Genomic DNA, 25826 nt, shown 5'->3' with positions numbered 1-25826 from the left:
CTCAGCGCAGCCGCTCGGCCCGCACCGCCAGCCGGGACGGCAGCACCGCCTCGATCCGGAACCCGCCGTCCGCCTCCGGCCCGGAGGAGAAGGTGCCGCCCAGCGCGATCACCCGCTCCCGCATCCCGACCAGCCCGTTGCCGCCGCTGGGCAGCTTCGCCGCGCCCCGCTCCCCGCCCGGGCAGGCGTTCACCACGGCCACCCGCACCCCGTTCGGCGCGTACGAGAGCAGGACGGACACCTGGGCGCCGCCCGCGTGCTTGTGCGCGTTGGTCAGGCCCTCCTGGACGACCCGGTAGGCGGTCTGCTCGGCCTCGCCGGTGAACTCCTGCCGGCTGCCGCTGACCGTCAGGGTCACCGCCATCCCGGCCGCGCGGGACTGGTCGACCAGCCGCGGCAGCCCGGCCAGCGAGTCCGGCTCCGGCTGCCGTTCGTCGTCCATCCGCAGCACCCCGAGGATCTCGCGCAGTTCGTTCAGCGCCTGCCGGCCCACCTCGCCCATCAGCTTGGCGCTCTGCGCCGCCTTGTCCGGGTCCTTGCCGGCGATCCGCTCCAGCGCCCCGGCGTGCACCACCATCAGGGACACCCGGTGCGCCACCACGTCGTGCATCTCCCGGGCGATCCGGGTGCGCTCCTCCAGCCGGGCCCGGCGGGCGCGCTCCTGCGCCTGCTCGGCCAGCAGGTCCAGCTCGGTCTCCAGGCCGTGGGCGCGGTCCTTGAGCGACTCGATCAGCCGCCGCCGCGCGCCGACGTAGAGTCCGGTCACCACCGGGGCGACGGTCAGCCCGACCGACACCAGCAGCGACAGCAGGATCTGACCCCACAGCGGCGGCGGGTCCATCATGTCGCCGGGCGTCATCAGCGACACCGCCATCACCGCGGCCGCCTCGGCGAAGGCCAGGCCGGACAGCGCCACCACCCGGCGCCGGCGCGAGGGCCACTCCCAGGTCGAGGCCAGCGTGTACAGCGCCACCACCAGCAGCACCACGCCCAGCATGCCGGGCATCACCAGCAGCGTCACCAGTACCGGGACGGCCGGCCAGCGCCGGCGCACCACCAGCGAGCCGCCGGCCAGCGTGCCGAGCACGGCTATGCCGACCGCTCCCGCGGTGCTGACGTGTATCCGGGCGGAGAGGAAGGCGATCGTGCTGGCCGCGCACTCCACCGCGGCGAGCAGCCCCAGCCCGACGTCCAGGAAGGCGCTGCGCGGCCGCTTCCACCACCAGAACCACCGGACCGGCATGCGCTCCCCAGGCGACTTGCTCATGCCCCACAGCGTAAGCGGCAACCCCCTCCCCTCCCCACCGGGATCTCCCGGCACACCCCCCGAAGCCGTCAAGTGGTCCAGACCACAGGTGGTTTTCGGCGGCCCTGTCCGCCATCCGGCCACCTCGCGGACAGCACCCGCCCCGACACCTATGCTGGTCGCGTCGGACAGCGCGGTCCGCACGCGTCACACCCGCCACACCCGTGTGGACCTGTGACGATGAGCCGTTGCCGAACCCCACCACCAGAGGGAGCCAGCCGTGACCGCTCCGGTCCCCACCCCGGCGGACAGCCCCACGCCCGTCGTCGCCGACAATGCCGCCCTGCGTGCGGACATCCGACGCCTCGGCGACCTGCTGGGCGAGACGCTGGTCCGCCAGGAGGGCCCCCAGCTGCTGGGCCTGGTCGAACAGGTCCGCCTGCTGAGCCGCACCGACGGCGAGGCCACCGCCGAACTCCTCTCCGACATCGACCTGGACACCGCCGCCAAGCTGGTCCGGGCGTTCTCCACCTACTTCCACCTCGCCAACGTCACCGAGCAGGTGCACCGCGGCCGCGAGCTCGCCACCCGCCGCGCCCGGGAGGGCTCGCTGCTCGCGCAGACCGCCGACCAGCTCGCCGAGGCCGACCCCAAGCACCTCCAGGACACCCTGGCCCACCTCGCGGTCCGCCCGGTCTTCACCGCGCACCCCACCGAGGCCGCCCGCCGCAGCGTCCTCAACAAGCTGCGCCGGATCGGCGAGCTCCTCGACCGCATCCACCGCGACGAGGTCACCTCCGGCCTGGCCGCCGCCGACCAGGCCCGCACCAGCAGCGCCAAGCGCTCCGCCGACCGCCGCCTGGCCGAGGTCATCGACCTCCTCTGGCAGACCGACGAGCTGCGCATCGCCCGCCCCGAGCCCACCGACGAGGCCCGCAACGCCGTCTACTACCTGGACGAGCTCTACCGCGAGGCCGTCCCCGAGGTCCTGGAGGAGCTGCACGAGGAGCTCGCCCGGGTCGGCCTGGGCCTGCCCGACGGCGTGCGGCCGCTCACCTTCGGCACCTGGATCGGCGGCGACCGCGACGGCAACCCCAACGTCACCCCGCAGGTCACCTGGGACGTCCTCAACCTCCAGCACGAGTACGGCATCAAGGACGCGCTCTCCGCGATCGACGACCTGCGCAACACGCTCTCCACCTCCGAGCGGCTGGCCGGCGCCTCGGTCGAACTGCTCGCCTCGCTCAACACCGATCTGCACCTGCTCCCCGAACTCAGCCCGCGCTACAAGCGGATGAACGCCGAGGAGCCCTACCGCCTCAAGGCCACCTGCATCCGGCTCAAGCTGGAGAACACCCGCGAGCGGCTGGCCGGCGGCACCCCGCACGTCGAGGGCCGCGACTACCTCGGCACCCGCGAGCTGATCGCCGACCTGCGGCTGATCCAGGACTCGCTGCGCGCCCACCGCGGCGAGCTCATCGCCGACGGCCGCCTCGCCCGCGCCATCCGCACCGTCGAGGCCTTCGGCCTGCAGCTCGCCACCATGGACGTGCGCGAGCACGCCGAGGCCCACCACCACGCCCTCGGCCAGCTCTTCGACCGGCTCGGCGAAGAGGCCTGGCGCTACGCCGACATGCCCCGCGAGTACCGGCAGAAGCTGCTCGCCAAGGAGCTCCGCTCGCGCCGCCCGCTCGCCCCCACCCCGGCCCCGCTGGACGAGGCCGGCACCAAGACCCTCGGCGTGTTCAACACGATCCGCCAGGGCTTCGAGCGCTTCGGCGACGAGATCGTCGAGAGCTACATCATCTCCATGTGCCAGGGTGCCGACGACGTCTTCGCGGCCACCGTGCTGGCCCGCGAGGCCGGTCTGATCGACCTGCACGCCGGCATCGCCAAGATCGGCATCGTGCCGCTGCTGGAGACCACCGACGAACTCCAGCAGGCCGACCGCATCCTCGACGAGATGCTCTCCGACCCGTCCTACCGCCTGCTCGTCTCGCTGCGCGGCGACGTCCAGGAGGTCATGCTCGGCTACTCCGACTCCTCCAAGTTCGGCGGCATCACCACCTCCCAGTGGGAGATCCACCGCGCCCAGCGCCGCCTGCGCGACGTCGCCCACCGCTACGGCATCCGGCTGCGCCTGTTCCACGGCCGCGGCGGCACCGTCGGCCGCGGCGGCGGCCCCTCGCACGAGGCCATCCTGGCCCAGCCCTGGGGCACCCTGGAGGGCGAGATCAAGGTCACCGAGCAGGGCGAGGTCATCTCCGACAAGTACCTGCTCCCCTCGCTGGCCCGGGAGAACCTGGAGCTGACCATCTCCGCCACGCTCTCCGCCTCCGCGCTGCACACCGCCCCGCGCCAGGCCCCCGAGTCGCTGGCCCGCTGGGACGCCGCGATGGACCAGGTCTCCGAGGCCGCCCACACCGCCTACCGCGGCCTGGTCGAGCAGGAGGACCTGCCGAAGTACTTCTTCGCCGCCACCCCGGTCGACCAGCTCGCCTCGCTGCACCTGGGCTCCCGCCCGTCCCGCCGCCCCGACTCCGGCGCCGGCCTGGACGGCCTGCGGGCCATCCCGTGGGTGTTCGGCTGGACCCAGTCCCGGCAGATCGTCCCCGGCTGGTTCGGCGTCGGCTCCGGCCTCGCGGCCGCCCGCGCGGCGGGCCTCGGCGCCGTGCTGGACGAGATGTACGGCGAGTGGCACTTCTTCCGCAACTTCCTGTCCAACGTCGCCATGACGCTGGCCAAGACCGACCTGCGGATCGCCCAGCACTACGTCGAGCAGCTGGTGCCCGGCGAGCTGCGCCACGTCTTCGACGAGATCAAGGCCGAGCACGCGCTCACCCTGCGCGAGGTGCTGCGGCTCACCGGCGAGAACGAACTGCTGGAGCACAACCCGGTGTTGAAGCAGACCTTCGCCGTCCGCGACGCCTACCTCGACCCGATCTCCTACCTCCAGGTCGCGCTGCTGCGCCGCCAGCGCGAGGAGCTCTCGGCCGGGCGCCAGGACGACCCGCTGCGCGCCCGCGCACTGCTGCTGACCGTCAACGGCATCGCCGCCGGCCTGCGCAACACCGGCTGACGGCCGCCCGAGAACGGCCGATGGGCCGGTGTCCCGTCCGGGACACCGGCCCATCGCCGTGAGGCTCCCGCTCCGCACGGGGGGTGCTGCTCGGTGCGGAACTCCCGCTCCGCGCAGGGCTCCTGATCCGCGCGGGGTCCTGATGCGCGCGGGGGTGCTACTCCGCCACCTCGCCCGCGCGCCTGCGCTTCAGCCACAGCGCCGCGCCGCCGGCCGCCACCACCAGGCCGCCGCCGACCGCCAGCAGCCCGGCGTCGGGGCCCATCGAATCGCCGAGCACCGGGCCGAACTGCGCCGCCGCCGGCTCCGGGGAGACCGCCGGGTCCGACTCGGCCACCGGCTCCGCGTGCGCCAGCGCACCGCTCGACAGCAGGACGCCGGCCGCCCCCAGCGCACCGGCCGTACCGACCCGCCGCCCGAGCCGCTTCAGCTCGACCACCCGGCTCCGCCGCACTCGGCGGACCGGACGCAATCCCCGCATCGAGAACTCCCCAGGACTCGTTCGCGTACCCAGCCGACGCTATCCGATCCCGCACGGGGTTCTCACACCGATTCAGGTGTGGACGGGCAAGCGTTGTACGACCGTTGCGTACCCGCGCGCGGTCCTGACGGACGGTCAGCTGCGATCAGGAGTTGTACGTGCCCTGGGCCCGCTCCAGCCCCTCGGACAGCAGCGCCTCCACCGCGTCCGCCGAGCGGTCCACGAACCACTCCAGCTCCTTGCGCTCGGTCGAGGAGAAGTCCTTCAGCACGAAGTCCGCGACCTCCATCCGGCCCGGCGGACGGCCGATCCCGCAGCGCACCCGGTGGTAGTCCGGGCCCAGCGACTTGGTGATCGACTTCAGGCCGTTGTGGCCGTTGTCCCCGCCGCCCAGCTTCAGCCGCAGCGCCGCGTAGTCGATGTCCAGCTCGTCGTGGACCGCGATCAGCGCCGAGGCCGGCACCTTGTAGAAGTCGCGCAGCGCCGTCACCGGCCCGCCGGAGAGGTTCATGAAGGACATCGGCTTGGCCAGCACCACCCGCTTGCCCGACAGCCGTCCCTCGGCCACCTGCGCCCGGCTCTTGTGCGCCTTGAACCTGGCGCCCATCCGCTGCGCCAGCAGGTCCACCACCATGAAGCCGATGTTGTGCCGGTTCCGGGCGTACTGCTCCCCGGGGTTGCCCAGCCCCACCACCAGCCAGGGGCCGTCGTAGTCCTCGCTCATGCGCCCACCTCGCTGCGCTCGGCGGCCGCTTCGCGGACCGCGCACCTCTCCATGGCTCGCTCGCTGCGCTCGCTCACGCTTCTCTCCTCGCCTTCGCGCTCGACGTCATCATCGCGTAACCACCGCGCCCCCGTTCGCTCCTGCGGTAGCTCCCGGGGCAGCGGTCTCAGCAATTGGGCGTCAGGAGGCTCAGGCCTCGGTGCCCTCGGCCTCGGCGGCCTCGTCCTCGACCGGGGCGGCCTGGGCGGCGATGACCTGCAGCACGACGGCGTCGGCCTCGACGGCCAGCGAGACGTTGGCCGGCAGGACGATGTCCTTGGCGTGGATGGAGGCGCCGGCCTCCAGGCCCTCGACGGAGACGGTGACCGACTCGGGCAGGTGGGTGGCCTCGGCCTCGATCGGCAGGGACTGCAGGACGTGCTCCACCAGGTTGCCGCCCGGGGCCAGCTCGCCCTCGGTGTGGACCGGGATCTCGACGGTGACCTTCTCGCCGCGCTTGACCAGCAGCAGGTCGACGTGCTCGATGGTGCGCTTGATGGCCTCGCGCTGGACGGCCTTCGGCAGCACGTACTCGTCCTTGCCCTCGATCGGCACGACCAGCAGGGCGTTCGGGGTCTTCAGGGCCATCATCAGGTCGTGGCCGGGCAGGTTCAGGTGAACCGGGGCGTGGCCGTGGCCGTAGACGACACCGGGGACGAAGCCGGCGCGGCGGGCACGACGGGCGGCACCCTTGCCGAACTCGGAACGGGTCTCAGCGGCAATACGGATCTCGGACACGACTGCACTCCTCGTGGAAATGGCGCGGGGGTGCAGGCAACGCGAAAAACCGCCGGGACCACACCCTCAGTACGTTCGGGGGTCACTCGGCGGCAACGGCCTGCCGGGCGGACGGGAATCCGGCACCGGCAGCGCGTCGATCACGGATCGGGCACCCGTCGAACGGGCACACGGCATCCCTCGCCGAGCAGTTTCACGAGTCTAACCGCACCTGCGGCCTCCCGCGAAATCGGCGGCGGCCCCGGTCCGTCCGGACCGGGGCCGCCTGCACGGGCCTTCGTCAGTGCACGCCCTCGAAGAGGCTGGTCACCGAGCCCTCCTCGAACACCTCGCGGATCGCGGCGGCGATCGACGGGGCGATGGAGAGCGTGGTGATCTTGTCCAGCTGGAGCTCCGCCGGGGTGGGCAGCGTGTTGGTGAACACGAACTCGCTGACCCGCGAGTTCTTCAGCCGGTCCGCGGCCGGGCCGGAGAGGACCCCGTGGGTGGCCGCGACCACGACGTCCGCGGCGCCGTTGTCGAACAGCGCGTCGGCGGCGGCGCAGATGGTGCCGGCGGTGTCGATCATGTCGTCGACCAGCACGCAGACCCGGCCCTTGACGTCACCGACGACGTCGGCCGACAGGATGGTGTTGGCCTGGGTGATGTCGCGGCGCTTGTGGATGATCGCCAGCGGGGCGTCCAGCCGGTCGCACCACTGGTCGGCGACCTTCACCCGGCCGGCGTCCGGCGAGACGACGGTCAGCTTGGAGCGGTCGACCTTCCCGCCGATGTAGTCGGCCAGCAGCGGCAGCGCGAACAGGTGGTCCACCGGGCCGTCGAAGAAGCCCTGGATCTGCGCGGTGTGCAGGTCCACGGCCATCAGGCGGTCCGCACCGGCCTGGCGCAGCAGGTCGGCGATCAGCCGGGCCGAGATGGGCTCGCGGCCGAGGTGCTTCTTGTCCTGGCGGGCGTAGCCGTAGAACGGCAGGATCGCGGTGATGCTCTTGGCGGAGGCCCGCTTCAGAGCATCGATCATGATCAGCTGTTCCATGATCCACTGGTTGATGGGAGCCGTGTGGCTCTGCATCACGAAGCAGTCCGCGCCGCGCGCGGAGTCCAGGAAGCGGACGTAGATCTCGCCGTTGGCGAAGTCCAGGGCCTTGGTGGGGACCAGCTCGGTCCCGAGCGCCTCGGCCACCTCCTTCGCCAGCTCCGGGTGGGCACGGCCGGAGAAGAGCTTCAGCTTCTTCTCACCCGACGTCGTGATCCCGCTCACTGCACCGTCTCCTCGCGTTGCGAACGCTGAACCCTCGACCCGGTGGCGGGCAGGCAGGGCCCGCTCGTGGCACGGGTAGGGGGAATTGTCGGTACGCCTGGACACGGGCGGTAAGCCCAGTGGCGCACGTATGTCCCCAAGGTTACGCGCCCGCGCAGAAACCGTCCGCCTCGGGACCGCCCCCGGCCCCCGGGCCCGCCCGCTCAGGCCTGCTCGGCCCCGTCCGCCGCAGCCTGCGCGGCCTGCGCGGATGCCGTCCCGGGGCGCTTGCGCTCGACCCAGCCGTCGATGTTGCGCTGCGTGGCCCGGCTCACACCGAGCGCCCCGGCCGGGACGTCGCCGGTGATCACCGAACCGGCGGCGGTGTAGGCGCCGTCACCGATGGTGACCGGGGCGATGAACATGTTGTCCGAGCCGGTGCGGCAGTGCGCGCCGATGACCGTGCGGTGCTTGTTCACGCCGTCGTAGTTCACGGTGACCGAGGCCGCGCCGACGTTGGTGCCCTCGCCGATCGTGGCGTCGCCGATGTAGGACAGGTGCGGCACCTTGGCGCCCTCGCCCAGCTCGGAGTTCTTCACCTCGACGTAGGTGCCGACCTTCGCCTTGCGGGCCAGCCTGGCGCCGGGCCGCAGGTAGGCGTACGGACCGGCGGTGGCCAGCTCGCCCACCTCGGCGCGGTCGGCCGTGGTGTTGCTCACCCGGGCGCCGGCGCCGACCAGGGTGTCCTTGAGGGTCGAGTTCGGGCCGACCTCGCAGCCCTCGCCCAGGTGCGTGGCGCCCTGGAGCTGGGTGTTCGGCAGCACCACGGCGTCCGGCTCGTAGCTGACCTGCACGTCGAACCAGGTGGTCGCCGGGTCCACCACGGTGACGCCCTCGCGCATCGCCCGCTCCAGCAGGCGGTCGTTCAGCAGCCGGCGGGCCTGCGCCAGCTGGACCCGGTCGTTGATGCCCAGGATGTCCCGGTGGTCCTCGGCCACCACGGCGCCGACCCGGTGGCCCGCCTTGCGCAGGATCTCCAGGGTGTCGGTCAGGTACTCCTCGCCCTGCGAGTTGTCCGTGGTGAGCTCGCCCAGCGCCGCGGTGAGCAGCTTGGCGTCGAAGGCGAAGACGCCGGAGTTGATCTCGGTGATCGCGCGCTGGGTGGCGCTGGCGTCCCGCTCCTCGACGATCGCGGCGACGGTGCCGTCCTCGTCCCGCAGGATGCGGCCGTAGCCGAAGGGCTCCGGGACGACGGCGGTCAGCACGGTGACGCCGTTCTGCTGGGCGATGTGCGCGTCGGCCAGCCGGCGCAGGGTCTCCCCGGTCAGCAGCGGCGAGTCGCCGGCGGTGACGATGACCGTGCCGTCCAGCGCCACGCCGTCGGCGGCCAGCGACTCCAGCGCGGTGCGCACCGCGTGCCCGGTGCCGTTCTGCTCCACCTGCACCGCGGTGCGGGTGGCCGGGTAGTGCTCCGCCAGGTGCGCCTCGACCTGCTCGCGCTGGTGGCCGACCACCACGACCAACTGGCCGGGCGTCAGCTCCCGGGCCGCCGAGACCGCGTGACCCACCAGCGAGCGCCCGCACACCTCGTGCAGCACCTTGGGCAGCTTGTTCGACTTCATCCGGGTCCCGCCACCGGCGGCGAGCACGACAACGGCGGCAAGCGAATTGGCACCCATGCGGGGAGGCTCCTCGGTAAGTTCACAGAGAGGGCAGAGCAGGCCCGGCCCGGACCCAGGCCGGTCGCCATTCGCACAGTCCGCCGAGCAGCACCGACAATACCGGCGCGAGGGAAAACGCCCGAACCCGAGGCGTGCAGAGGCTCCGCCGCTAGGATTCGAACCCAGACAAAGGCCTCCAAAGGGCCCTGTGCTGCCATTACACCACGGCGGACAGTCGTGTCAGACCCTACCGGAGAGGGCCCTGCCGTGGGTATCGACTTGCGTCGATCCGCGGGCCCGATTCCGCCCCCGGCGACCGAACGCGCCGGGCTTCCGGTTCATCCATCCAGTCGGGTGAATTCACTCGAGCGCCGTGCGGCGGAGTGTTCCCCTGGACACGGAGCGCAACCTACGATGCCGTAGGTTACGCCAACGTAGCTCCGCTTCTCTCCCGCTCCGGGACGCCGCAAAGGGACCCCCATGACCATCCAGGCCGGCGAGGCGCGCGCGGGGAACGCCGCGTCCCGCACCCCGTCTTCCGACTCCGATCCCGCCGATCCCACCGGTCCGGCCGAACCGGCCCTGATCACCGAGACCGCCGGGACCACCGACGCCGACGCCGCGGCCACCCGGCTGTCCGCCACCCGTGGCGGGGAGAAGCAGGGCCTGGCCGAGCGGATCGCGCTCTCCCTGTTCATCCTCGTGCCGTTCACCGCCCTGGTCGCCGCCGTCCCGGTGGCCTGGGGATGGGGACTGGGCTGGACGGACCTCGCGATCACCGTCGCGATGTACTACCTCACCTGCCACGGCATCACCATCGGCTACCACCGCTACTTCACCCACGGCGCCTTCAAGGCCAACCGCCCGATGCGCCTGGCGCTGGCGATCGCCGGGAGCCTCGCGGTCGAGGGCCCGCTGGTGCGCTGGGTGGCCGACCACCGCAAGCACCACCGGTTCAGCGACAAGGACGGCGACCCGCACTCGCCGTGGCGCTACGGGGAGAGCGTCCCGGCGCTGATGAAGGGCCTGTGGTGGGCCCACATGGGCTGGATGTTCGACGAGGAGCAGACCTCGCAGGTCACGTACGCCCCCGACCTGGTGCGCGACCCGGCCATAAGGCGGATCTCCCGGCTGTTCTGGCTCTGGACCACCATCTCGCTGCTGCTGCCCGCGCTGATCGGCGGCCTGGTGAGCCTGTCCTGGGAGGGGGCGCTCTCCGCCTTCTTCTGGGGTTCGCTGGTCCGGGTGGCGCTGCTGCACCACGTCACCTGGTCGATCAACTCGATCTGCCACGCCGTCGGCCGCCGCCCGTTCCGCTCCCGGGACCGCTCCGGCAACGTCTGGTGGCTCGCCGTGCTCTCCTGCGGGGAGTCCTGGCACAACCTGCACCACGCCGACCCGACCGCGGCCCGGCACGGGGTGCTGCGCGGGCAGATCGACTCCTCGGCCCGGCTGATCCGCTGGTTCGAGCTGGCCGGCTGGGTCCGGGACGTCCGCTGGCCGGACGCGCAGCGGATCGCCGCCCGCCGCGCCGCATGAGGCGGCGCTTCCAGCATGATGTAGGGGTGAACGGGAGCAGCGCAGACAGCACAGGCGGTCACCACGGCACGCGGACGGACGCGGCGCCCGCCACGGCGCCGGCCCGTCCACGGGCGGCTGCACCGGCGGCCGGCACCGGCGACGGGGGTCCGGACCGGGGCGCCGGCGGCGGCTCGACCGCGGCCCCGCGCCGCCGGGGCGGCCGGGTCCGGATGACCGGCAAGCAGCGGCGCGAGCAGCTGCTGGAGATCGGCCGGACGGTCTTCGCCGAACGCGGCTACGACGGCACCTCGGTGGAGGAGATCGCCGAGCGCGCCGGAGTGTCCAAGCCCGTGGTGTACGAGCACTTCGGCGGCAAGGAGGGGCTGTACGCGGTGGTCGTCGACCGCGAGATGCAGCTGCTGCTGGACATGGTGACCGGGGCCCTGACCGGCGGGCACTCGCGCGAGCTGCTGGAGCAGGCGGCCTTCGCGCTGATGGACTACATCGACACCTCGACGGACGGCTTCCGGATCCTGGTCCGGGACTCCCCGGTCGCCCAGTCGACCGGCACCTTCGCCTCGCTGATCAGCGACATCGCCACGCAGGTCGAGGACATCCTGGGCCTGGAGTTCAAGTCCCGCGGCTTCGACGCCCGGCTGGCCCCGATGTACTCGCAGATGCTGGTCGGGATGGTCGCGCTGACCGGGCAGTGGTGGCTGGAGGTCCGCAAGCCGGACAAGGCGACGGTGGCGGCGCACCTGGTGAACCTCGCCTGGCACGGGCTGGAGGGCCTGGAGCGGCACCCGAGGCTGGTCGGCGAGCGCACGGCCTGACCGGCCGGGGCCGGATCGCCCCGGCCCGGCCACGGCCCGCCCGGCTCAGCCCGACCGCCCGGTCCCCACGGCGAAGATCCGCCGGAACGGGAACACCGTCCCGTGCGGCCCGGCCGGATACGCCTCGCGCAGCAGCCGCCCGTACTCGGCGAGGAAGGCCGCCCGGTCCGCCGGGTCGGCGAGCCGGGTGAGGACCGGGCGCAGCGCGGTGCCCTTGACCCATTCCAGGACCGGGTCCGGCCCCGGCAGAAGGGTCAGGTAGGTGGTCTCCCAGACGTCCGGGCGGCAGCCGGCGGCGGCCAGGGCGTCGAGGTAGCGCTCGGGCGGATGAACGCCGGCCCGTACGGCCTCCTCGCCGAGCGCGTCCCGCCAGCGGGCGCTGCGGCGCAGGTCGGCGAGCAGGGTGTGGCTGGGGGCGTCGAAGTTGCCGGGCACCTGGAAGGCGAGCACCCCGCCGGGTTCGAGGGCGTCCGCCCAGCGCGGCAGCAGCGCCAGGTGTCCGTCCACCCACTGGAGGGTGGCGTTGGAGACGATCAGGTCGGGCCCGGCCGGGGCCGGGTCGTAGTCGCGGGCGTCGGCGAGCAGGTACTCGGCGTCGGGCTCGCCCTCGCTGCGGGCGGCGGCCAGCATCGGGGCGGAGTTGTCGACGCCGGTGAGGCGGGCCCGCGGCCAGCGCTCGCGCAGCACGGCGGTGGAGTTGCCGGGGCCGCATCCGATGTCCAGGATCACCTCGGCACCGGGGTGCGGGAGGGCGGGGACGCGGGCGAGCAGGTCGCGCAGCGGGCGGGTGCGTTCGTCGGCGAAGCGCAGGTACTGCGCCGGGTCCCAGACGGGGGTGGTCATGGTTCACCTCGCAGGTATCTCGACATCAAGATATCTCGCGGTAGCCTCACTGGCACATTTCTCGATGTCAAGAGACTTCACATCGACACATCCACCGATACACTGATCGTCATGGAGGACGAGGTCGACAGGCTGGTCGCAGCGTGGCGCCGGGAGCGCCCCGACCTCGACGTGGAGCCGCTGGAGGTGCTCAGCCGGGTCAGTCGGCTCGCCCGGCACCTGGACCGCGCCCGCCGCACCGCCTTCGCCGAGCACGGCCTGGAGCCCTGGGAGTTCGACGTCCTGACCGCCCTTCGGCGGGCCGGCTCCCCCTACCAGCTCTCCCCCGGCCAGTTGCTCACCCAGACCCTGGTCACCTCCGGCACCATGACCAACCGGATCGACCGGCTCACCGGAAAGGGCCTGGTCAAGCGCCTGCCCGACCCGGACGACCGGCGCGGCGTACTGGTCCGGCTCACCGACGACGGCCGCGACCGCGCCGACCAGGCGCTCGCCGGACTGCTCGCGCACGAGCGCGAACTGCTCGCCCAGCTCAGCTCCAACCAGCAGACCGAACTCGCCGCGCTGCTGCGGGTGCTGGTCGCCCCGTTCGACAACATCCCGGGCTGACGACGGCTCCCGCCCCCCGGCCCGTGGGGCCGCCTCGCGGGTCCCGGCTCAGGGCCGTTCGACGGTACCGACCACCGAGGGCGGCGCAGGCACGGCCGGCTCGGCCGGGCTGACCCCGGCCCGGCGGGCCACCGCGACGGCCGCCAGCGTGGAGTGCACCCCGAGCTTGCCCAGCACGTTCTGCATGTGCGTCCGGACGGTGTGCGGCGACAGATAGAGCCGCTCCGCGACGGCTTGCCGGCCGAGGCCCGCGACCATGCAGCGCAGGATCTGCTTCTCCCGCGGGGTCAGGGTGTCCACCAGCCGCTCGCTCTCGGTGCGGTCCCGCCGGGCGGTGGTGAGCTCGCGGATCACCCCGGTGAGCAGCGCGGGCGGCAGGTGCGTCTCGTCCCGCAGCACCCCCCGGACCACCGCGAGCAGCCGGGCCAGCGAACTCTCCTTCGCCACCCAGCCGGTGGCGCCCGCGTGCAGGGCGCGGGCGGCGCGGTGCGGGTCGTCGGCGGTGGCCAGGACGATCGCGCGCAGCCCGGGATGGGCGCGGCGGAGGCGGGCCAGCAGGGTGATGCCGTCGGGCGGCTGGGCGGAGGGTCTGAGCTGGTCGCCCCGCAGCGGGTCCACCGCGGACCGGGCAAGCGGCGGCAGGCCGCCCGACAGCGGAACCGGTGGCCCCGGCGGTACGGCCGACCGGCGCGGCTGCGGCACGGGCGGGGCGGCACGACCGCGCCGGGCCTCGTCACCGTGCTCCGCAGCGGGCCGGCGGCGGGCGTGCGCTCCGACTCCCGGTGCTCCCGGTGCTCCCAGCGCTCCCAGTACGCCCGACGCACCGTGCGGACCGGGGCCTCCGTACGGACCGGCGGCACCGTACGGACCGGAGCCTCCGTACGGACCGGCGGCTCCGGGCCCGCCGGGTAATCCGGCCGGGCCCGCTGTTCCGATCGGCCCGGCCGCACCGGCGGCGGCGCCGACACCCGACGCCTCGACGCCGAGGTCGGCGTCGATCAGTGCCACGTCGTAGGCCCGGCCCTCGCCGGCCGCACGCTCCAAGGCCCGCTCGGCGGCGGCCGCGCTGCCCGCCGCCCCCACCTCCACGTCCGGCTCGGCGGCCAGTGCCGCAGCCAGCGCCTCGGCGAAGATCCGATGGTCGTCGACCACCAGGACGCGAATCCGCCCCATAGTCCCTCCCCCTGCTCAGACCGCCCGAGCCCGGGGACGGGGACCGGCCCGGCATCCGCGTTCCGGACCCGCCGTTCCGCCCGCCCACCGGTGGCCGGTGAGGCCGAACGGTCGCCGGCCCCCACCGGTACCGCACTCAGCCTACGGGGCGGGAAACGCGCTCGTGGCGATTCGGTGAAGTTTCGTCAGAAGATACGTGAGTGGCCGGACTTGGACCGCCCGAGGGCCGTTCCGGGTGCCGCTCCCGGAGGCGCTCACCGGCCGTCACTCACCCGCCGTTCTTCGCCAGGGTGAACTTCCAGGCGTCGGCGACGATCTCGTCCAGGTTCGGGCGGCGCGGGGTCCAGCCCAGCGTCTCGTGGGCACGGGCGGCCGAGGCCACCAGCACCGCCGGGTCACCGGCCCGGCGGCCCTCGACCCGCACCGGGATCTCCCGGCCGGTGACGCGCTGGACCGACTCGATCACCTCGTGCACCGAGAAGCCGCTGCCGTTGCCCAGGTTGCAGATCAGGTGCTCGCCCGGCTCGGCCGCGTCCAGCGCCAGCAGGTGCGCCTCGGCCAGGTCGGCGACGTGGATGTAGTCGCGGACGCAGGTGCCGTCCGGGGTCGGGTAGTCGTCGCCGTACACCGCGATGTGCGGACGCTGCCCCAGCGCGGCCTGGAAGACCAGCGGGATCAGGTGCGACTCGGGGTCGTGCCGCTCACCGAAGGCGACACCGGACGAACTGCCGTATGCACCGGCCACGTTGAAGTACCGCAGCGAGACGGCGGCCAGGCCGTGGGCGACGGCCTCACCGGTGATCAGGTGGTCCACGGCGAGCTTGGTGGCGCCGTAGGTGTTGGTCGGCGCGGTGCGGGCGGTCTCGGCGATCGGCACCGCCTCCGGCTCGCCGTAGGTGGCGGCGGTGGAGGAGAACACCAGCTTGCGCACACCCGACGCGCGCATCGCGCTGATCAGCTCCAGCGAGCCGGCCACGTTGTTGCGCCAGTACTTCTCCGGGTCCGCGACCGACTCGCCGACCTGCGAGGAGGCGGCGAAGTGCAGCACGCCGTCGAAGGAGCCGTCCAGCACCTTGTCGGCCTCCTGGATCCGGCCCTCGACGAACTCGGCGCCGGCCGGGACACCCGCGCGGAAACCGGTGGAGAGGTCGTCCAGGACGGTCACTTGGTGACCCGCCTCCAGCAGGTGGGCGGCGACCACACTGCCGACGTAGCCGGCGCCACCCGTGACCAGGTACTTACTCATGTTGCGACCTCCAGCGAACGACGGTCCGCCCGTTCGGACGGAAGCCATCGACGGAATGCGTACGACTGGGGTCATTCTCCCAATGCCACCGGGGTGCTCCGCGCCACACGGGCGACTGCTTCCAGCCTTCTCACCAAGTCCTCAGCCGCCGGCCATCCGTTCCAGCAGGCCGGTGCGCGCCGCCACCGCGGCCGCCTCCAGGCGGGTCCGCGCGCCGAGCTTCATCAGCACCCGCTGGACGTGCGTCCGGGCGGTGCTCGCGGCGATCCGCATCCCGGAGGCGATCGCCGCGGTGTCCTCGCCGTCCGCGATCCGGGCCAGCACCTGCACCTCACGGCGGGTCAGCAGCCGCAGCAGCCGGACGGCCTCGTCGTCCGGCTCGACCGCAGGGCGCAGCAGTTGGTCGAAAGCCCCGCGCAGAATGTCCACCGCGACCGCGGCCTCGCCCGCACGCGCCCGCCCGATGGCCCGCTCGACCACCTCGATCCGCTCGTCGCTGGGCACGTACCCGGCCGCACCGGCCGCGAACGCCCCTGCAACTCCGCGCAGTTCACCCACCGGACCGAGCACGATCACGGCCACCTCGGGCCGCTCCCGGCGGATCCGGCGCAACCCGTCGAAGGCCCCCGACTCCCCCGGCGCGGCCACCCCCAGCAGACAGACCTCGGGCCGCCGTCCGACCACCAGATCGGCGGCGACGCCGGCCGGGGAACCGACCGCGAGCACCCGGTGGCCGCGCAGTTGAAGTGCGGTGGCCAGCGCCTCGGCCAGCAGCCGGTGGTCGTCCACCACCACGAGTCGAACACCCATGACGCCCTCCAGGTCGGGGTCCGGCTCGCGCCCGCACCCCTCGGGCGGGCGGCCGATGACGCACCATCACAGCGCATTCCGTACCCGACCCGCTAGGCCGGGGCGTATCGGCGGTACGGAACCGGCCGGAGAACGCGAAAGACCCCCGCCGCCAGGCGAGGGTCTTTCAGTGGAGCCCCCATGCGGAATCGAACCGCAGACCTTCTCCTTACCATGGAGACGCTCTACCGACTGAGCTATAGGGGCTTGCTCGCTTGTCCGGGTGTTTCTCCCGGCCGCTCGAACAAGGAAGACATTACACGGCTCCGGGCCGGGAAGGGAAATCGGCCTCCGCCCGGAGCGCTCCGCCGGCCCGGCCCTCGCCATCGGCCGATCCGACCCTCGCCGCGGGGCGGTCCTGCCCTCGCCGCGGCCGGCTCAGTCCTCGCCGTGGGCCGCGTCGAACTCCTCGCGGGCCACCACCATCCGCCCGGCGCGGTGCTCCGCCCACCGGCCGACCGGCGCGAGCAGCTCGGCCAGTTCACGGCCGAGCGGCAGCAGGTCGTAGACCACCCGCGGCGGCGTCTCAGGGAAGACCGTACGGAGCACCAGTCCACTGCGCTCCAGGTTGCGCAGCGACTGGGTGAGCATCTTGCGGCTGACCCCGCCGACCCCGCGCTGGAGTTCGGAGAAGCGCTGCGGCCCGCAGCCGAGGAGGCTCATCAGGATCAGCATCGACCACTTGTCGGCCAGCTCCGCGAACACGTCGCGGCTGGGACAGAGCCGGGCGAACACGTCGTACTCCTGCCCACCCCGCCCTTCCCGCTCGTCCCGGCCTTCCTGCTCGTCCCGCTCGTCCCGCTCCGCGGGCTGTCCGGGCCGGACCCGGGCCGCTTCCTCCGTCGTCATGCCTCCAGGGTAGTCCCGAGGTCTCCAATCCACCCTTGGTAACCAATAGAGACCTGGTCTATATTGGAGACCAGCCGAGGCCGGGGCCGCGGGCCACCTCGGTGCGCCCGGCCCCGCCCTGCCCCGTCCCGTCCCCACGTCTGCCCGCCGGCCTCCGCCGGCCCGCGCCCGTCCCCCTGGAGTGCCGCATGACCGCCGTCCGTCCGACCGTCGCCCTCGCCTACCACTCCGGCTACGGCCACACCGCCGTGATCGCCGAGGCCGTCGCCCGCGGCGCCGCCGCCGCAGGTGCCGAGGTCGTCCCGATCGCCGTCGACACCATCACCGAGGAGCAGTGGGCGCAGCTGGACGCCGCCGACGCGATCATCTTCGGCTCCCCCACCTACATGGGCACCGCCTCCGGCGCCTTCCACGTCTTCGCCGAGGCCACCAGCAAGCGCTGGTTCACCGACGCCTGGAAGGACAAGGTCGCGGCCGGCTTCACCAACTCCGCCTCCAAGAGCGGCGACAAGGCGGGCACCCTCGCCTTCTTCCAGACCCTCGCCGCCCAGCACGGCATGAGCTGGGTCAACCTCGGCCTCAAGCCCGGCTGGAACGCCACCACCGCCTCCGAGAACGACCTCAACCGGCTCGGTTTCTTCAACGGCGCCGCCGCCTCCTCCCCGTCCGACGCCGGCCCGGAGGCCGTCCACAAGGCCGACATCGCCACCGCCGAGCACCTCGGTGAGCGCGTCGCCCGGCACACCGCCGTCGTGCTGGCCGGCCGCGCCGCCCTGGCCGGCTGAGCCCCGGGCGAGCACGCACGCCCACGGGCGACTACGCCGCCGGGTCCGCCCCCAACCGGGGCGCCCGGCGGCGTTCGCCGTCCGCGGCCCCGTCCACCGAACCGTCCACCGAACCGTCCATCGGGCCGTCCACCGAACCGCCCACCGACCCGAGCTCCGCGCCGGTGTTCTCCGGCAGCATCCGCAGACACCCCAGGGCCAGCACACCCAGCACCGCCAGGTACCAGCCCACCGGCTGCGCCGTCCCGTACGCCCCGGTCAGCCGGGTGGCCACCAGCGGCGTCGTCGCCCCGCCGACCACCCCGCCCAGGTTGTACGTCAACGCCGCGCCCGTATAGCGCACCCGGGTCGGGAACAGCTCCGGCAGGAACGCCGCCAACGGCCCGAACATGGCGCCCAGCACCACCATCGCCCCCGCCAGCGCCACGAACATCAGCGGCCGGCTCACCGTCTCCAGCAGCGGGAACAGCACCAGCGACCAGACCGCGGCCAGGCCCGTCGCCCACCGCAGCGTCCGCCGCCGCCCCCACCGGTCACTGCACGAGGCGCTCAGCCACACCGTCGCGGCCATGCCCGCCGCGCCGACCAGCAGCATCGACAGCACCAGCGTGCTCGCCGCCCCGAGCCCGGTGGTCGCGTACGCCAGGGCGTACGTCGTGGTCAGGTAGAACAGCGCGTACCCCACCGTGATCGCCCCACCGCCCGCCAACACCGGGCGCCAGTGCTCGCGCAGCACCTCCAGCACCGGCAGCCGCTCCCGCCGCACCCCCGTCCGGAACAGCGGCGACTCCTCGACCCGCAGCCGGACGAACAACCCCACCGCGACCATGACGAACGAGGCCAGGAACGGCACCCGCCAACCCCACGCGCGGAACTCCCCCTCGTCCAAGCCGAGTTGCAACACCAGGAACACCCCGTTCGCCAGCACGAACCCGATCGTCGGCCCCAGCTGCAGGAACCCCCCGTACCGCCCCCTCCGCCCGGCCGGCGCATTCTCCGCGATCAGCAGCGCCGCCCCGCCCCACTCCCCACCCAAGCCGACGCCCTGACACACCCGCAGCACCACCAGCACCGCCGGCGCCCACCACCCCCACACCCCGAACCCCGGCAGCAGCCCCACCCCCGCCGTCGCCAGCCCCATCAGCAGCAACGACACCACCAACGTCGCCCGCCGCCCCACCCGGTCCCCGAAGTGCCCGAACACCACCGCCCCCACCGGCCGGGCCAAAAACGCCACCGCGTACACCGAGAACGCCGCCAGCAACGCCCCCACCGTGCCCAGCCCGGGAAAGAACACCGGCCCGAACACCAACGCCGCCGCCGTCCCGTAGAGGAAGAAGTCGTAGAACTCGATCGCCGTCCCGATCAGCGCCGCAGCCGCCGCCCGCCGCACCTGCCCGACCCGCCCAGCATCCTCCGCATCCATACCACCACCCTCACCACCCCCACCCCACCCCACCAGCCGCCACCCGAGTGACCCCGGCGCACCCCACCGCCCCCGCGCCCCCACCACGCGCGAAGGGCGCCAGGCTTCCCTGGCGCCCTCCGTACACGGCCCTGCTCGCGCAGACGACTACCTCGCGTACGGGTTGTCCTCCGGCGGCACCGGCGGCTGGTAGGACGGCGGAGCCGACGGCACCGCCCCCATCGGCTGCTGTGACGGCACCGGCGGCACCTGGGCCGGCTCGGGCTGCGTGGCCGGCTTCCGACGCCGCATCACCACGAACACCACGCCCGCCACCAGCACCAACCCGGCCGCCACACCCCCCACGATCGGCAGCGCACTGCTCGAACCCGACGACTTCCCCGCCTCCGGCTGCGCCGACGGCGCACCAGCGGCCACACCGGTCGGGCTCTCCAGCGGAACCGGCACCGCCGACGCAGGAGCGGACGCACTGACCGAGGGCGCAGGGGCTGCCGTCGGCGCAACCGAGCCGACCGGAAGCGGCGACACGTTGGCAGGACCGGGGTCCCCCGGATCCGTCAATGCAACACGCGGGCGCACCGCACCGTAGCCGATGAGGTCGTTGCGACCAGCCCCGTCATTCGCCTTTCCCGCAGTGTTGATGAGCACCCGCAGGACCTGGTTTCCCGTCCAGTCCGGATGCGCCGCCCACACCAATGCCGCCGATGCCGACACCACGGCAGTCGAGTCCGACGTGCCGTGGCTCTTGCAGTAGCCCGTGGACGATGTGCAAGCCGCAATCATGTCCACTCCAGGCGCTACGAGTGCGACCTGCGGGCCCCGCTCGGACTCCGCCGTGACAGTGCCGTTCCGGTCCGATGCTCCGACGCCGATCACCCCGGGGAGCGCGCCGGGATACTCGACCGGATTCCCCTTCTCAGCCTCGTTCCCGACGGCAGCGAATACCAGGACTCCCTTTTCCCTGGCCGCCGCGATGATCCCATTGAATTTAGCCACATCCGCCGGGAAAGCCGTTACCGCGTCAATCCCTTGCGAAATGTTGACAACCTTGGCACCCTGCTCGACAGCATAATTGACGGCCTGACCGATCTGGCCGAGGAAGTCGGTCGAAACGACCGATCCGACCTTACCGGTGTTTATCTTCAACGGAAGCACCTTGACGCCTGGCGCAAGCCCCTGTGCGCCGGTCCCTCCGTTTCCCCTGCCCGTCCCAGCGATGAAGCTGGAGATAGCCGTGCCGTGGCCGTCCGCGAACGAACCCACACCGCCAGGACTTCCGCTGAAATCCTGGCCCGGTAGAAACTGTCCCTCCAGGTCCGGATGATCGAACTTGAACCCGCTGTCAATCACCGCGACTGTGATTCCCTGGCCCTTCGAGACCTTCCACATCTCCGGGGCGCGCATGGCCTCCAGATGCCACTGCTGCTGCCGGATCGTGTCCTCGGCAACCGCGGGCGCTGCGACCGGGCCGACCACGATTCCCGCCGCCAGAAGTGCCGCAGCAGCAGCCCGCCACCGCGCTCGCGCGTTCGTCCGCCCCATCACAACTCCTCGTCAATCTCTCCGTCGACCGGGAAGCGTGCCCCGAACAAGCCTGCCCGGCCACTGGGGATGCCCAGTGGCCGGGCAGTCGTTGCCGTCCTACTCAATCACGTCCGGGTTGCTGTGCGGCGTACCGCTCGTCCAGGTCTCCTCGTCCTCATGCAGGTAGTCGGCCCGCTTGCGGCGGTCGCGCTCGTTCCGACTGCCGTGGCCCGAGGACCCGGGCGCCATCATGCCGTTCTGCCTGGACTGCGCGCCGCCCTCGGCAGCGCCCGCCGCGCGGTTGCGCAGGCCGGTACCGCCGGGCGTGAACTCCCCGCCCGCGCTCGGCCCCTTGCGACCACCGACCGTCCCGCCGGTGGTCGAGGACAGGCCCCGGCCACGCGAACCGCCGCCGGACCCGACCGCGCCACCGTGGGCACCGCCCATGCCGGGGTGCATGCCGCCCGCACCGCCCGGCCCACCGACCCGGCCGCCGCCCGGACCCGCCTCGCGGGCGCCGAAGACCGTCCCGCTGGGCAGTCCCGGAGTACCGCTCCTCCCCTGCCCCGGGCCGCCGCCGAACGGCGTCGTCCGCGGCTGGATCTGGCCGCCGCCCTTGCCGGGGACGTACCCGCTGCCGCCGCCCTTGGTCGGGACGGTGCCGCCGCCCGGTCCGCCCGGGACGCCCGTGATCGGGCCGCCGCCGGGGACGCCGGGCCCGTTGTTCGGGCCGCCCGTCCCGTTCGGGTAGCCGGGGAGAGTGGTCGGCCCGTCCGTGGGCAGCTGGCCGCCGCCCGGACCGTACGGGCCGGTCTGGGTCGGGAGGGTCGGCAGGGTGGGCACGCTGTTGAGATCGGTGCCCGGACGGTTGACCGGATCGGACGGGTAGGACGGCGGGGTCGAGGTCCCCGGGTCCTGCGGCGCGGGCGGCACCTGACCACCGCCGTGCGGCGGGGGCGGGGTGTTGCCCGGGTTACCCGGGCCGGGACCGCCCGAACCCGGGTCACGGGGCAGAACCGTGCCGCCGCCGTAGCCACTGTCGGACGGGTTGGAACCGCCACCGACACTTCCGCCGGCCGAACGCGGGCTGCGCACACGGCCGCCAGAACCGGCCGAGCCACCGCTACCACCCGAGACAGTTGACGAATCGTCCTTGGCGGTGCCATCGCCAGGCGTTCCCGGCAGCACCACGTCCGTGGGAATCCCGTTCAGCGTCGTCGTCGCCGCGCTGTAGGCCTGCGCCAGCTTCTCCATCTGGAGAACGGCTTCCTGGTGCTCCTTCTCGACCTTCGCCTTGGCCAGGCTGAACTCCGTCGCCGTCACCCACTTGGGGTCGACCGTCTTCATGTAGGCATCGACGGACTGACCGACGGCGAGTTGGGGCACCTTCACCAGGTTCGACTGGCTGTTGTACTTGTTGACCGCCTGGATCTCCGTCTTCGGAGGCTCCGGCACGGCGACCTTGGCGGTACTGAGCGCCTCGCCGGCCTGGTGCATCGCGTCACCGGCAGTCGTGGCGTGGTCGCCGATGATCTGCGCCGACTGCTGCAGGTTGTTCACCCAGGTCTTGAAGTTCTCGGCAGCCGGCCCTTCCCAGGTGACGTTTCCGACGTGCGACTTGAGCGCCGTACTCAGTTCCTTCAGCACCCGCCCGGCCGACTGCAGCTGGGTGCCGCGGCTGAGGATCGTCGTCGGATCCGTGCTGTCCACCATCTTGCGCAGGTGGGTGTGTTCCATTCCTTCGAAGTTCGTGCTGCCTGCCACTACTTGCTCCCCGTCTCCCCGTAGAACTCTCCCCGGACCGCCATCAGTACTTTCCGTCGCCCGACCCCGGTGCGATGGCACCAACGTTCTTCGCGACGGCGTTCTGAGCGGCCGTCGTGTGGTCCTCGTTGGTTCCATAGATGCTCGCCGTCCGCGAAACCGCCGTCTGCATCGCCTGGATCTGCGACGCGAGGTCCTTGTGCAGCTGTACGAGCTGGGCGTGCACCTTCTCGTAGGCGGCGGTCAGGGCCGTCGCCTCGGCGAACTCCGCGCTCGCGAAGCTCTTGCCCGTCAGCTTCTGCTCCTGGAGCTTGTACGGCGCCGCCGCCGAGCCCTCCATGGCGGCGAGCAGGGCCTCGACCTTGCCGGCGAACGTCGTGAGCGTGTCGAGCTCGACCTGGACGTTCTGCTTGCCGAAGGCCGCCACCAGGTCATTGGCGCTGCCGTTCGTCTGCAGGGTGCTGACGAACGGAGCGAGGTCGACCCCACCCAGAGGCCACGGGAGCTTGTGCTCCAGCATGTACGGCGTCACGTCGCCGGAAGGCGCCTGACCGTTCGGGTCGGTGCCCGCCGCGCTGGGCTCAGGATTCGCCGACGCGCTGGGCGCGGGGCTGGACGACGGGCTGGGCGCGGGACTCGCCGATGGGCTGGGCGAAGGATTCGCCGACGGACTGGGCACAGCGCTCGGCGAAGGGTTCGCCGACGGCGTCGGCGTGGGACTGGGTGACGGACTCACCGAAGGAGTCGGCGTCCCCGGACTAGTTGCACCATTGCCTGCCACAGCAGTTCACCTCTCCCCCGTACGGCCCGCCGCGCCCGGGCCTCCCGGGCTGCCGCGTGCCGCAACACACCGTCAACTTCTGGTTCGTACCGTCCTGGTCGGAGCACCGACCGCCCTGTGGACGGTTTTCGCCTCCGTCATCGTAGCCACCACCCCTGTCGGCCCGGCAGGGACCTTGGCCCGCCCGTACGCGATCGGTACGAACTTGACACGTACGAGGCTGCCGCGGCGGCCCTGGGTAGACTGACCCGGTACGCCCCATCTGCCGCGCAATGTCGCACAGCAGCGACCCAAGGCCGCAGAACGGACGTGACCGCGTGAGCTCTTCCGACGTCTCTCCTTCCCCCTGGTGGGCCCGTGCCGCGCGGCCCGCGCGGCCGCCGGTGCCGGTGGCGCTGATGGTGCGGGCGGCGGTGGGCATGGCGGTGCCGTTGACGGTGGGGCTGCTGACGCACCGGCTGGATCTGGGGGTGTTCGCCGGGCTCGGGGCGATGCACGCGACGATGAACGACCGGGTCGAGCCGGGCAGGCTGCGGGCCGCCCGGATCGGGACGGCGGTCCTCGCCTCGGCGCTCGGCATGCTGATCGGCACCGCGCTTCAGCGCGCCGACGTGGACGGTCTCGTCCTGGGTGTCGCGTTGACGCTGACCGCCTTCGTCTCCGGTGCGCTGAGTGCGACGGGTCCGCGCGGTTCGGCGGCCGGGATGCTGCTGCTGGTGTCGGCCGCGCTGGGCAGCGGGATGCCGCTGCCGGGGCCGTGGTGGGCGGCGGCGCCGATGTTGCTGGTCGGGGCGGCGTTCGTGGTGCTGTTGGGGCTGCCGGCGGGTGCGCCGAACCGGCCCGCCGCGGATCCGCGCAACCGGGCGCTGGCCGCCGCGTACGACGCGCTCGGCCGTACGCTCGCCGATCTGGGCGGGCCGCGGGCGGGGGTCTCGCGCCAGGTGCTGACGGCCCGTCTGAACCAGCTCCAGGACCTCCTCGGCACGAACCGGCGGAGCCAGCGGGCCAGAAAGGACGGCCGGACCGCACAGGCCCACCGGACCGCACAGGACCGCCGCGGCCGGATGTACGAGGCCGCCCTCGCCGCCACCGAGGCGGCGACCGGTCTGGTGTGGGCCCGCCGTCCGGTCCCGCCGGAGGTGGCCGAGGTGCCGAACCGGCTGGCGGCCGCCGTGCGGCAGGGCGGCGGCGAGGTCGCCGTACCCGACTGGCGGCCGGACACCCCGTCGCGGCAGGCCCTGGACGTGGCCCTGCGCGCCGCCGCCGACACGGTGGCCGGCCGCGACACCCGGCTCGGTACCGCGCCCGCGCCGCCGCCGGATCCGTGGCGGCTGCGGGCGCGGCTGCTGTCGCGGGGTTCGGTCCGGTACGGGCTGCGCGTCGCGCTGTGCATCGCGGTCGGTTCGGCGGTCACCGCCAACTACCCGCTCAGCAAGAGCTACTGGGTGCCGATGACGATCGCCTTCGTGCTCAAGCCGGATCTCGGGTCGGTGTTCCTGCGCGCGGTGAGCCGTTCGGTCGGCACGGTGCTCGGGGTGGCCGTGACCGCGGCGCTGCTCACGGCCGCCACCGACGAGTGGGCGCTGACCGCGATGGCCGCGGGCTGCGTGGCCCTGCTCCCGTACGCGACGGCGGCGCACTACGGGTTGAACACCGTGGTGATGACGCCGATGGCGCTGGTCCTGCTCCAGCTCGGCGGGCAGAGCGGTGCCGCCGAGTTCTGGCCGCGGGTCCTGGACACCGTGCTGGCCAGCGCGATCGTCCTGCTCTTCGGCTACCTGCTGTGGCCGGAGCGCCCGCGCCATCGGATCGAGCCCAGGCTGGTCGACGCGACGACGGCGCTGCGGGCCTACCTCGACGCCGTCGTCCAGGACGCCACCACCGGCGCCGGCGACACCGGCGACTCCACCGTCCGGAACGGCAACGCCCAGGTGTGGCTGCGCCGCTCGGCCTACCGGTCGCTGGCGGACGCCCGCCGGGAGGTCCAGCAGGGCCTGGCGGAGCCGCCGCCCACCGGCCGGCTGGCCGAGCGGTGGCTGCCGGCTACGGCGGCGCTGGAGCGGCTGGGCGGCGCGGTGGCGGCCTTCGCCGCGCAGATCCGGTACGGCGGTCGGCTGCCGGACCCGGGCGAGGTGGGCCGGGTGCGGCGCGCGCTGGACGAACTGACCGCCGCCGCCCGGGCGCACCGCCCGCCGACGACCCCGGCGGCCCGTCCGACCGCCCCGCACGACCCGGCGCGCAGTGCGCTGGGCCGTGCGGCGGAGGAGCTCGAAACGCTCCTCGGCGGCCACCCCGGCAGGTGATCCGGCTCGGACCGCGCCGACGAGCGACCCGGCTCGGGCCACCCGACCGGCAGCCAGACCCGCAGCCCGACCGGCAGCCCGACCAACCCGACCAGCAGCCCGACCGGCGACCCGC

At 73.0% G+C, this 25826-nt stretch carries 20 protein-coding genes, 2 tRNA genes and 1 pseudogene; 6 read left to right on the top strand and 17 right to left on the bottom strand.

The genetic code is table 11. The features are described 5' to 3' along the window. Position 1: 1 nt before the first annotated feature. Complete coding sequence (locus tag ACFWJ4_RS05205; protein WP_380539354.1) at positions 2–1267, bottom strand: sensor histidine kinase; 1266 nt, start codon at positions 1265–1267, stop codon at positions 2–4. Between the two features lie 259 nt (positions 1268–1526). Between ACFWJ4_RS05205 and ppc the strand changes: the two genes are divergently transcribed. Further along, positions 1527–4325, top strand: a complete 2799-nt coding sequence (ppc, locus tag ACFWJ4_RS05200) for a phosphoenolpyruvate carboxylase (RefSeq protein WP_380539351.1) — start codon at positions 1527–1529, stop codon at positions 4323–4325. 157 nt (positions 4326–4482) lie between these two features. On the opposite strand, the gene ACFWJ4_RS05195 is transcribed toward ppc, so the two are convergent. The 6 genes from ACFWJ4_RS05195 to ACFWJ4_RS05170 form a co-directional block, all read right to left on the bottom strand. Then, a complete protein-coding gene (locus ACFWJ4_RS05195; RefSeq protein WP_359910054.1) occupies positions 4483–4764 on the bottom strand; it encodes a hypothetical protein in 282 nt (93 codons plus the stop codon). 187 nt (positions 4765–4951) lie between these two features. Beyond that, on the bottom strand, positions 4952–5530 hold the full coding sequence (gene pth, locus ACFWJ4_RS05190) for an aminoacyl-tRNA hydrolase (RefSeq protein ID WP_359910057.1): 579 nt from the start codon (positions 5528–5530) through the stop codon (positions 4952–4954). Positions 5531–5719: 189 nt separating this feature from the next. Next, positions 5720–6307 (bottom strand): 50S ribosomal protein L25/general stress protein Ctc, encoded by a 588-nt coding sequence (locus ACFWJ4_RS05185; protein WP_380539347.1) that lies wholly within the window; start codon positions 6305–6307, stop codon positions 5720–5722. A 280-nt stretch (positions 6308–6587) separates the two neighbouring features. Next, a complete protein-coding gene (locus ACFWJ4_RS05180) occupies positions 6588–7565 on the bottom strand; it encodes a ribose-phosphate diphosphokinase (protein ID WP_359899724.1) in 978 nt (325 codons plus the stop codon). 203 nt (positions 7566–7768) lie between these two features. Further along, positions 7769–9223 (bottom strand): bifunctional UDP-N-acetylglucosamine diphosphorylase/glucosamine-1-phosphate N-acetyltransferase GlmU, encoded by a 1455-nt coding sequence (gene glmU / locus ACFWJ4_RS05175; RefSeq protein WP_380539344.1) that lies wholly within the window; start codon positions 9221–9223, stop codon positions 7769–7771. 143 nt (positions 9224–9366) lie between these two features. Next, positions 9367–9437 (bottom strand) — tRNA-Gln (locus tag ACFWJ4_RS05170). 248 nt (positions 9438–9685) lie between these two features. On the opposite strand from ACFWJ4_RS05170, the gene ACFWJ4_RS05165 reads away from it, so the two are divergent. Next, a complete protein-coding gene (locus ACFWJ4_RS05165; RefSeq protein ID WP_380539341.1) occupies positions 9686–10744 on the top strand; it encodes an acyl-CoA desaturase in 1059 nt (352 codons plus the stop codon). A gap of 212 nt (positions 10745–10956) precedes the next feature. Next, positions 10957–11559: a TetR/AcrR family transcriptional regulator gene (locus tag ACFWJ4_RS05160; protein WP_359899730.1), complete on the top strand. Its 603-nt coding sequence runs from the start codon at positions 10957–10959 to the stop codon at positions 11557–11559. Positions 11560–11604: 45 nt separating this feature from the next. Here ACFWJ4_RS05160 and ACFWJ4_RS05155 read toward each other — a convergent pair whose 3' ends face one another. Next, on the bottom strand, positions 11605–12402 hold the full coding sequence (locus ACFWJ4_RS05155) for a methyltransferase domain-containing protein (RefSeq protein ID WP_359899731.1): 798 nt from the start codon (positions 12400–12402) through the stop codon (positions 11605–11607). A gap of 111 nt (positions 12403–12513) precedes the next feature. Here ACFWJ4_RS05155 and ACFWJ4_RS05150 point away from each other — a divergent pair, with 111 nt between their 5' ends. Beyond that, positions 12514–13011 carry a MarR family winged helix-turn-helix transcriptional regulator gene (locus tag ACFWJ4_RS05150; RefSeq protein ID WP_380539338.1) on the top strand — a complete coding sequence of 166 codons (498 nt, stop codon included), beginning with the start codon at positions 12514–12516 and terminating at the stop codon, positions 13009–13011. 48 nt (positions 13012–13059) lie between these two features. Here the strand turns inward: ACFWJ4_RS05150 and ACFWJ4_RS05145 are convergent. The 5 genes and pseudogenes from ACFWJ4_RS05145 to ACFWJ4_RS05125 all read right to left on the bottom strand — a co-directional run. Then, positions 13060–13581: pseudogene (locus ACFWJ4_RS05145) on the bottom strand (LuxR C-terminal-related transcriptional regulator); the annotation flags it as partial. Between the two features lie 871 nt (positions 13582–14452). Then, entirely contained in the window at positions 14453–15430 is a 978-nt protein-coding gene (gene galE, locus ACFWJ4_RS05140) for a UDP-glucose 4-epimerase GalE (protein ID WP_380539335.1), read from the bottom strand. Positions 15431–15571: 141 nt separating this feature from the next. Beyond that, positions 15572–16240, bottom strand: coding sequence for a response regulator transcription factor (locus ACFWJ4_RS05135; RefSeq protein ID WP_359899735.1), 669 nt, complete (start codon positions 16238–16240; stop codon positions 15572–15574). A 170-nt stretch (positions 16241–16410) separates the two neighbouring features. Then, positions 16411–16486: transfer RNA gene (locus ACFWJ4_RS05130), tRNA-Thr, on the bottom strand. Between the two features lie 171 nt (positions 16487–16657). After that, on the bottom strand, positions 16658–17128 hold the full coding sequence (locus ACFWJ4_RS05125; protein WP_380539332.1) for a winged helix-turn-helix transcriptional regulator: 471 nt from the start codon (positions 17126–17128) through the stop codon (positions 16658–16660). 188 nt (positions 17129–17316) lie between these two features. Here ACFWJ4_RS05125 and ACFWJ4_RS05120 point away from each other — a divergent pair, with 188 nt between their 5' ends. Continuing rightward, the gene (locus ACFWJ4_RS05120) at positions 17317–17913 is read left to right on the top strand and encodes a flavodoxin family protein (protein WP_380539329.1); all 597 of its coding nucleotides are present in this window, start codon (positions 17317–17319) and stop codon (positions 17911–17913) included. Between the two features lie 31 nt (positions 17914–17944). Here the strand turns inward: ACFWJ4_RS05120 and ACFWJ4_RS05115 are convergent, their stop codons facing one another. The 4 genes from ACFWJ4_RS05115 to ACFWJ4_RS05100 form a co-directional block, all read right to left on the bottom strand. Then, positions 17945–19339 (bottom strand): MFS transporter, encoded by a 1395-nt coding sequence (locus tag ACFWJ4_RS05115; protein ID WP_380539326.1) that lies wholly within the window; start codon positions 19337–19339, stop codon positions 17945–17947. Between the two features lie 147 nt (positions 19340–19486). Next, complete coding sequence (locus ACFWJ4_RS05110) at positions 19487–20881, bottom strand: S8 family serine peptidase (RefSeq protein ID WP_380539322.1); 1395 nt, start codon at positions 20879–20881, stop codon at positions 19487–19489. 99 nt (positions 20882–20980) lie between these two features. Next, positions 20981–22600 carry a WXG100 family type VII secretion target gene (locus ACFWJ4_RS05105; RefSeq protein WP_380539319.1) on the bottom strand — a complete coding sequence of 540 codons (1620 nt, stop codon included), beginning with the start codon at positions 22598–22600 and terminating at the stop codon, positions 20981–20983. A 70-nt stretch (positions 22601–22670) separates the two neighbouring features. Continuing rightward, positions 22671–23147: a hypothetical protein gene (locus ACFWJ4_RS05100; protein ID WP_380539316.1), complete on the bottom strand. Its 477-nt coding sequence runs from the start codon at positions 23145–23147 to the stop codon at positions 22671–22673. 578 nt (positions 23148–23725) lie between these two features. Here ACFWJ4_RS05100 and ACFWJ4_RS05095 point away from each other — a divergent pair. After that, the gene (locus ACFWJ4_RS05095) at positions 23726–25711 is read left to right on the top strand and encodes an FUSC family protein (RefSeq protein ID WP_380539313.1); all 1986 of its coding nucleotides are present in this window, start codon (positions 23726–23728) and stop codon (positions 25709–25711) included. The last annotated feature ends 115 nt before the right edge of the window (positions 25712–25826 follow it).

Origin of the sequence: Kitasatospora sp. NPDC127067, from assembly GCF_042724755.1 — a bacterium.
In the GTDB taxonomy this organism is placed as follows: Bacteria; Actinomycetota; Actinomycetes; order Streptomycetales; family Streptomycetaceae; genus Kitasatospora; species Kitasatospora lactacystinica.
The sequence above is the reverse complement of the archived record's forward strand: the minus strand, read 5'-3'. Positions and strand labels throughout refer to the sequence as shown.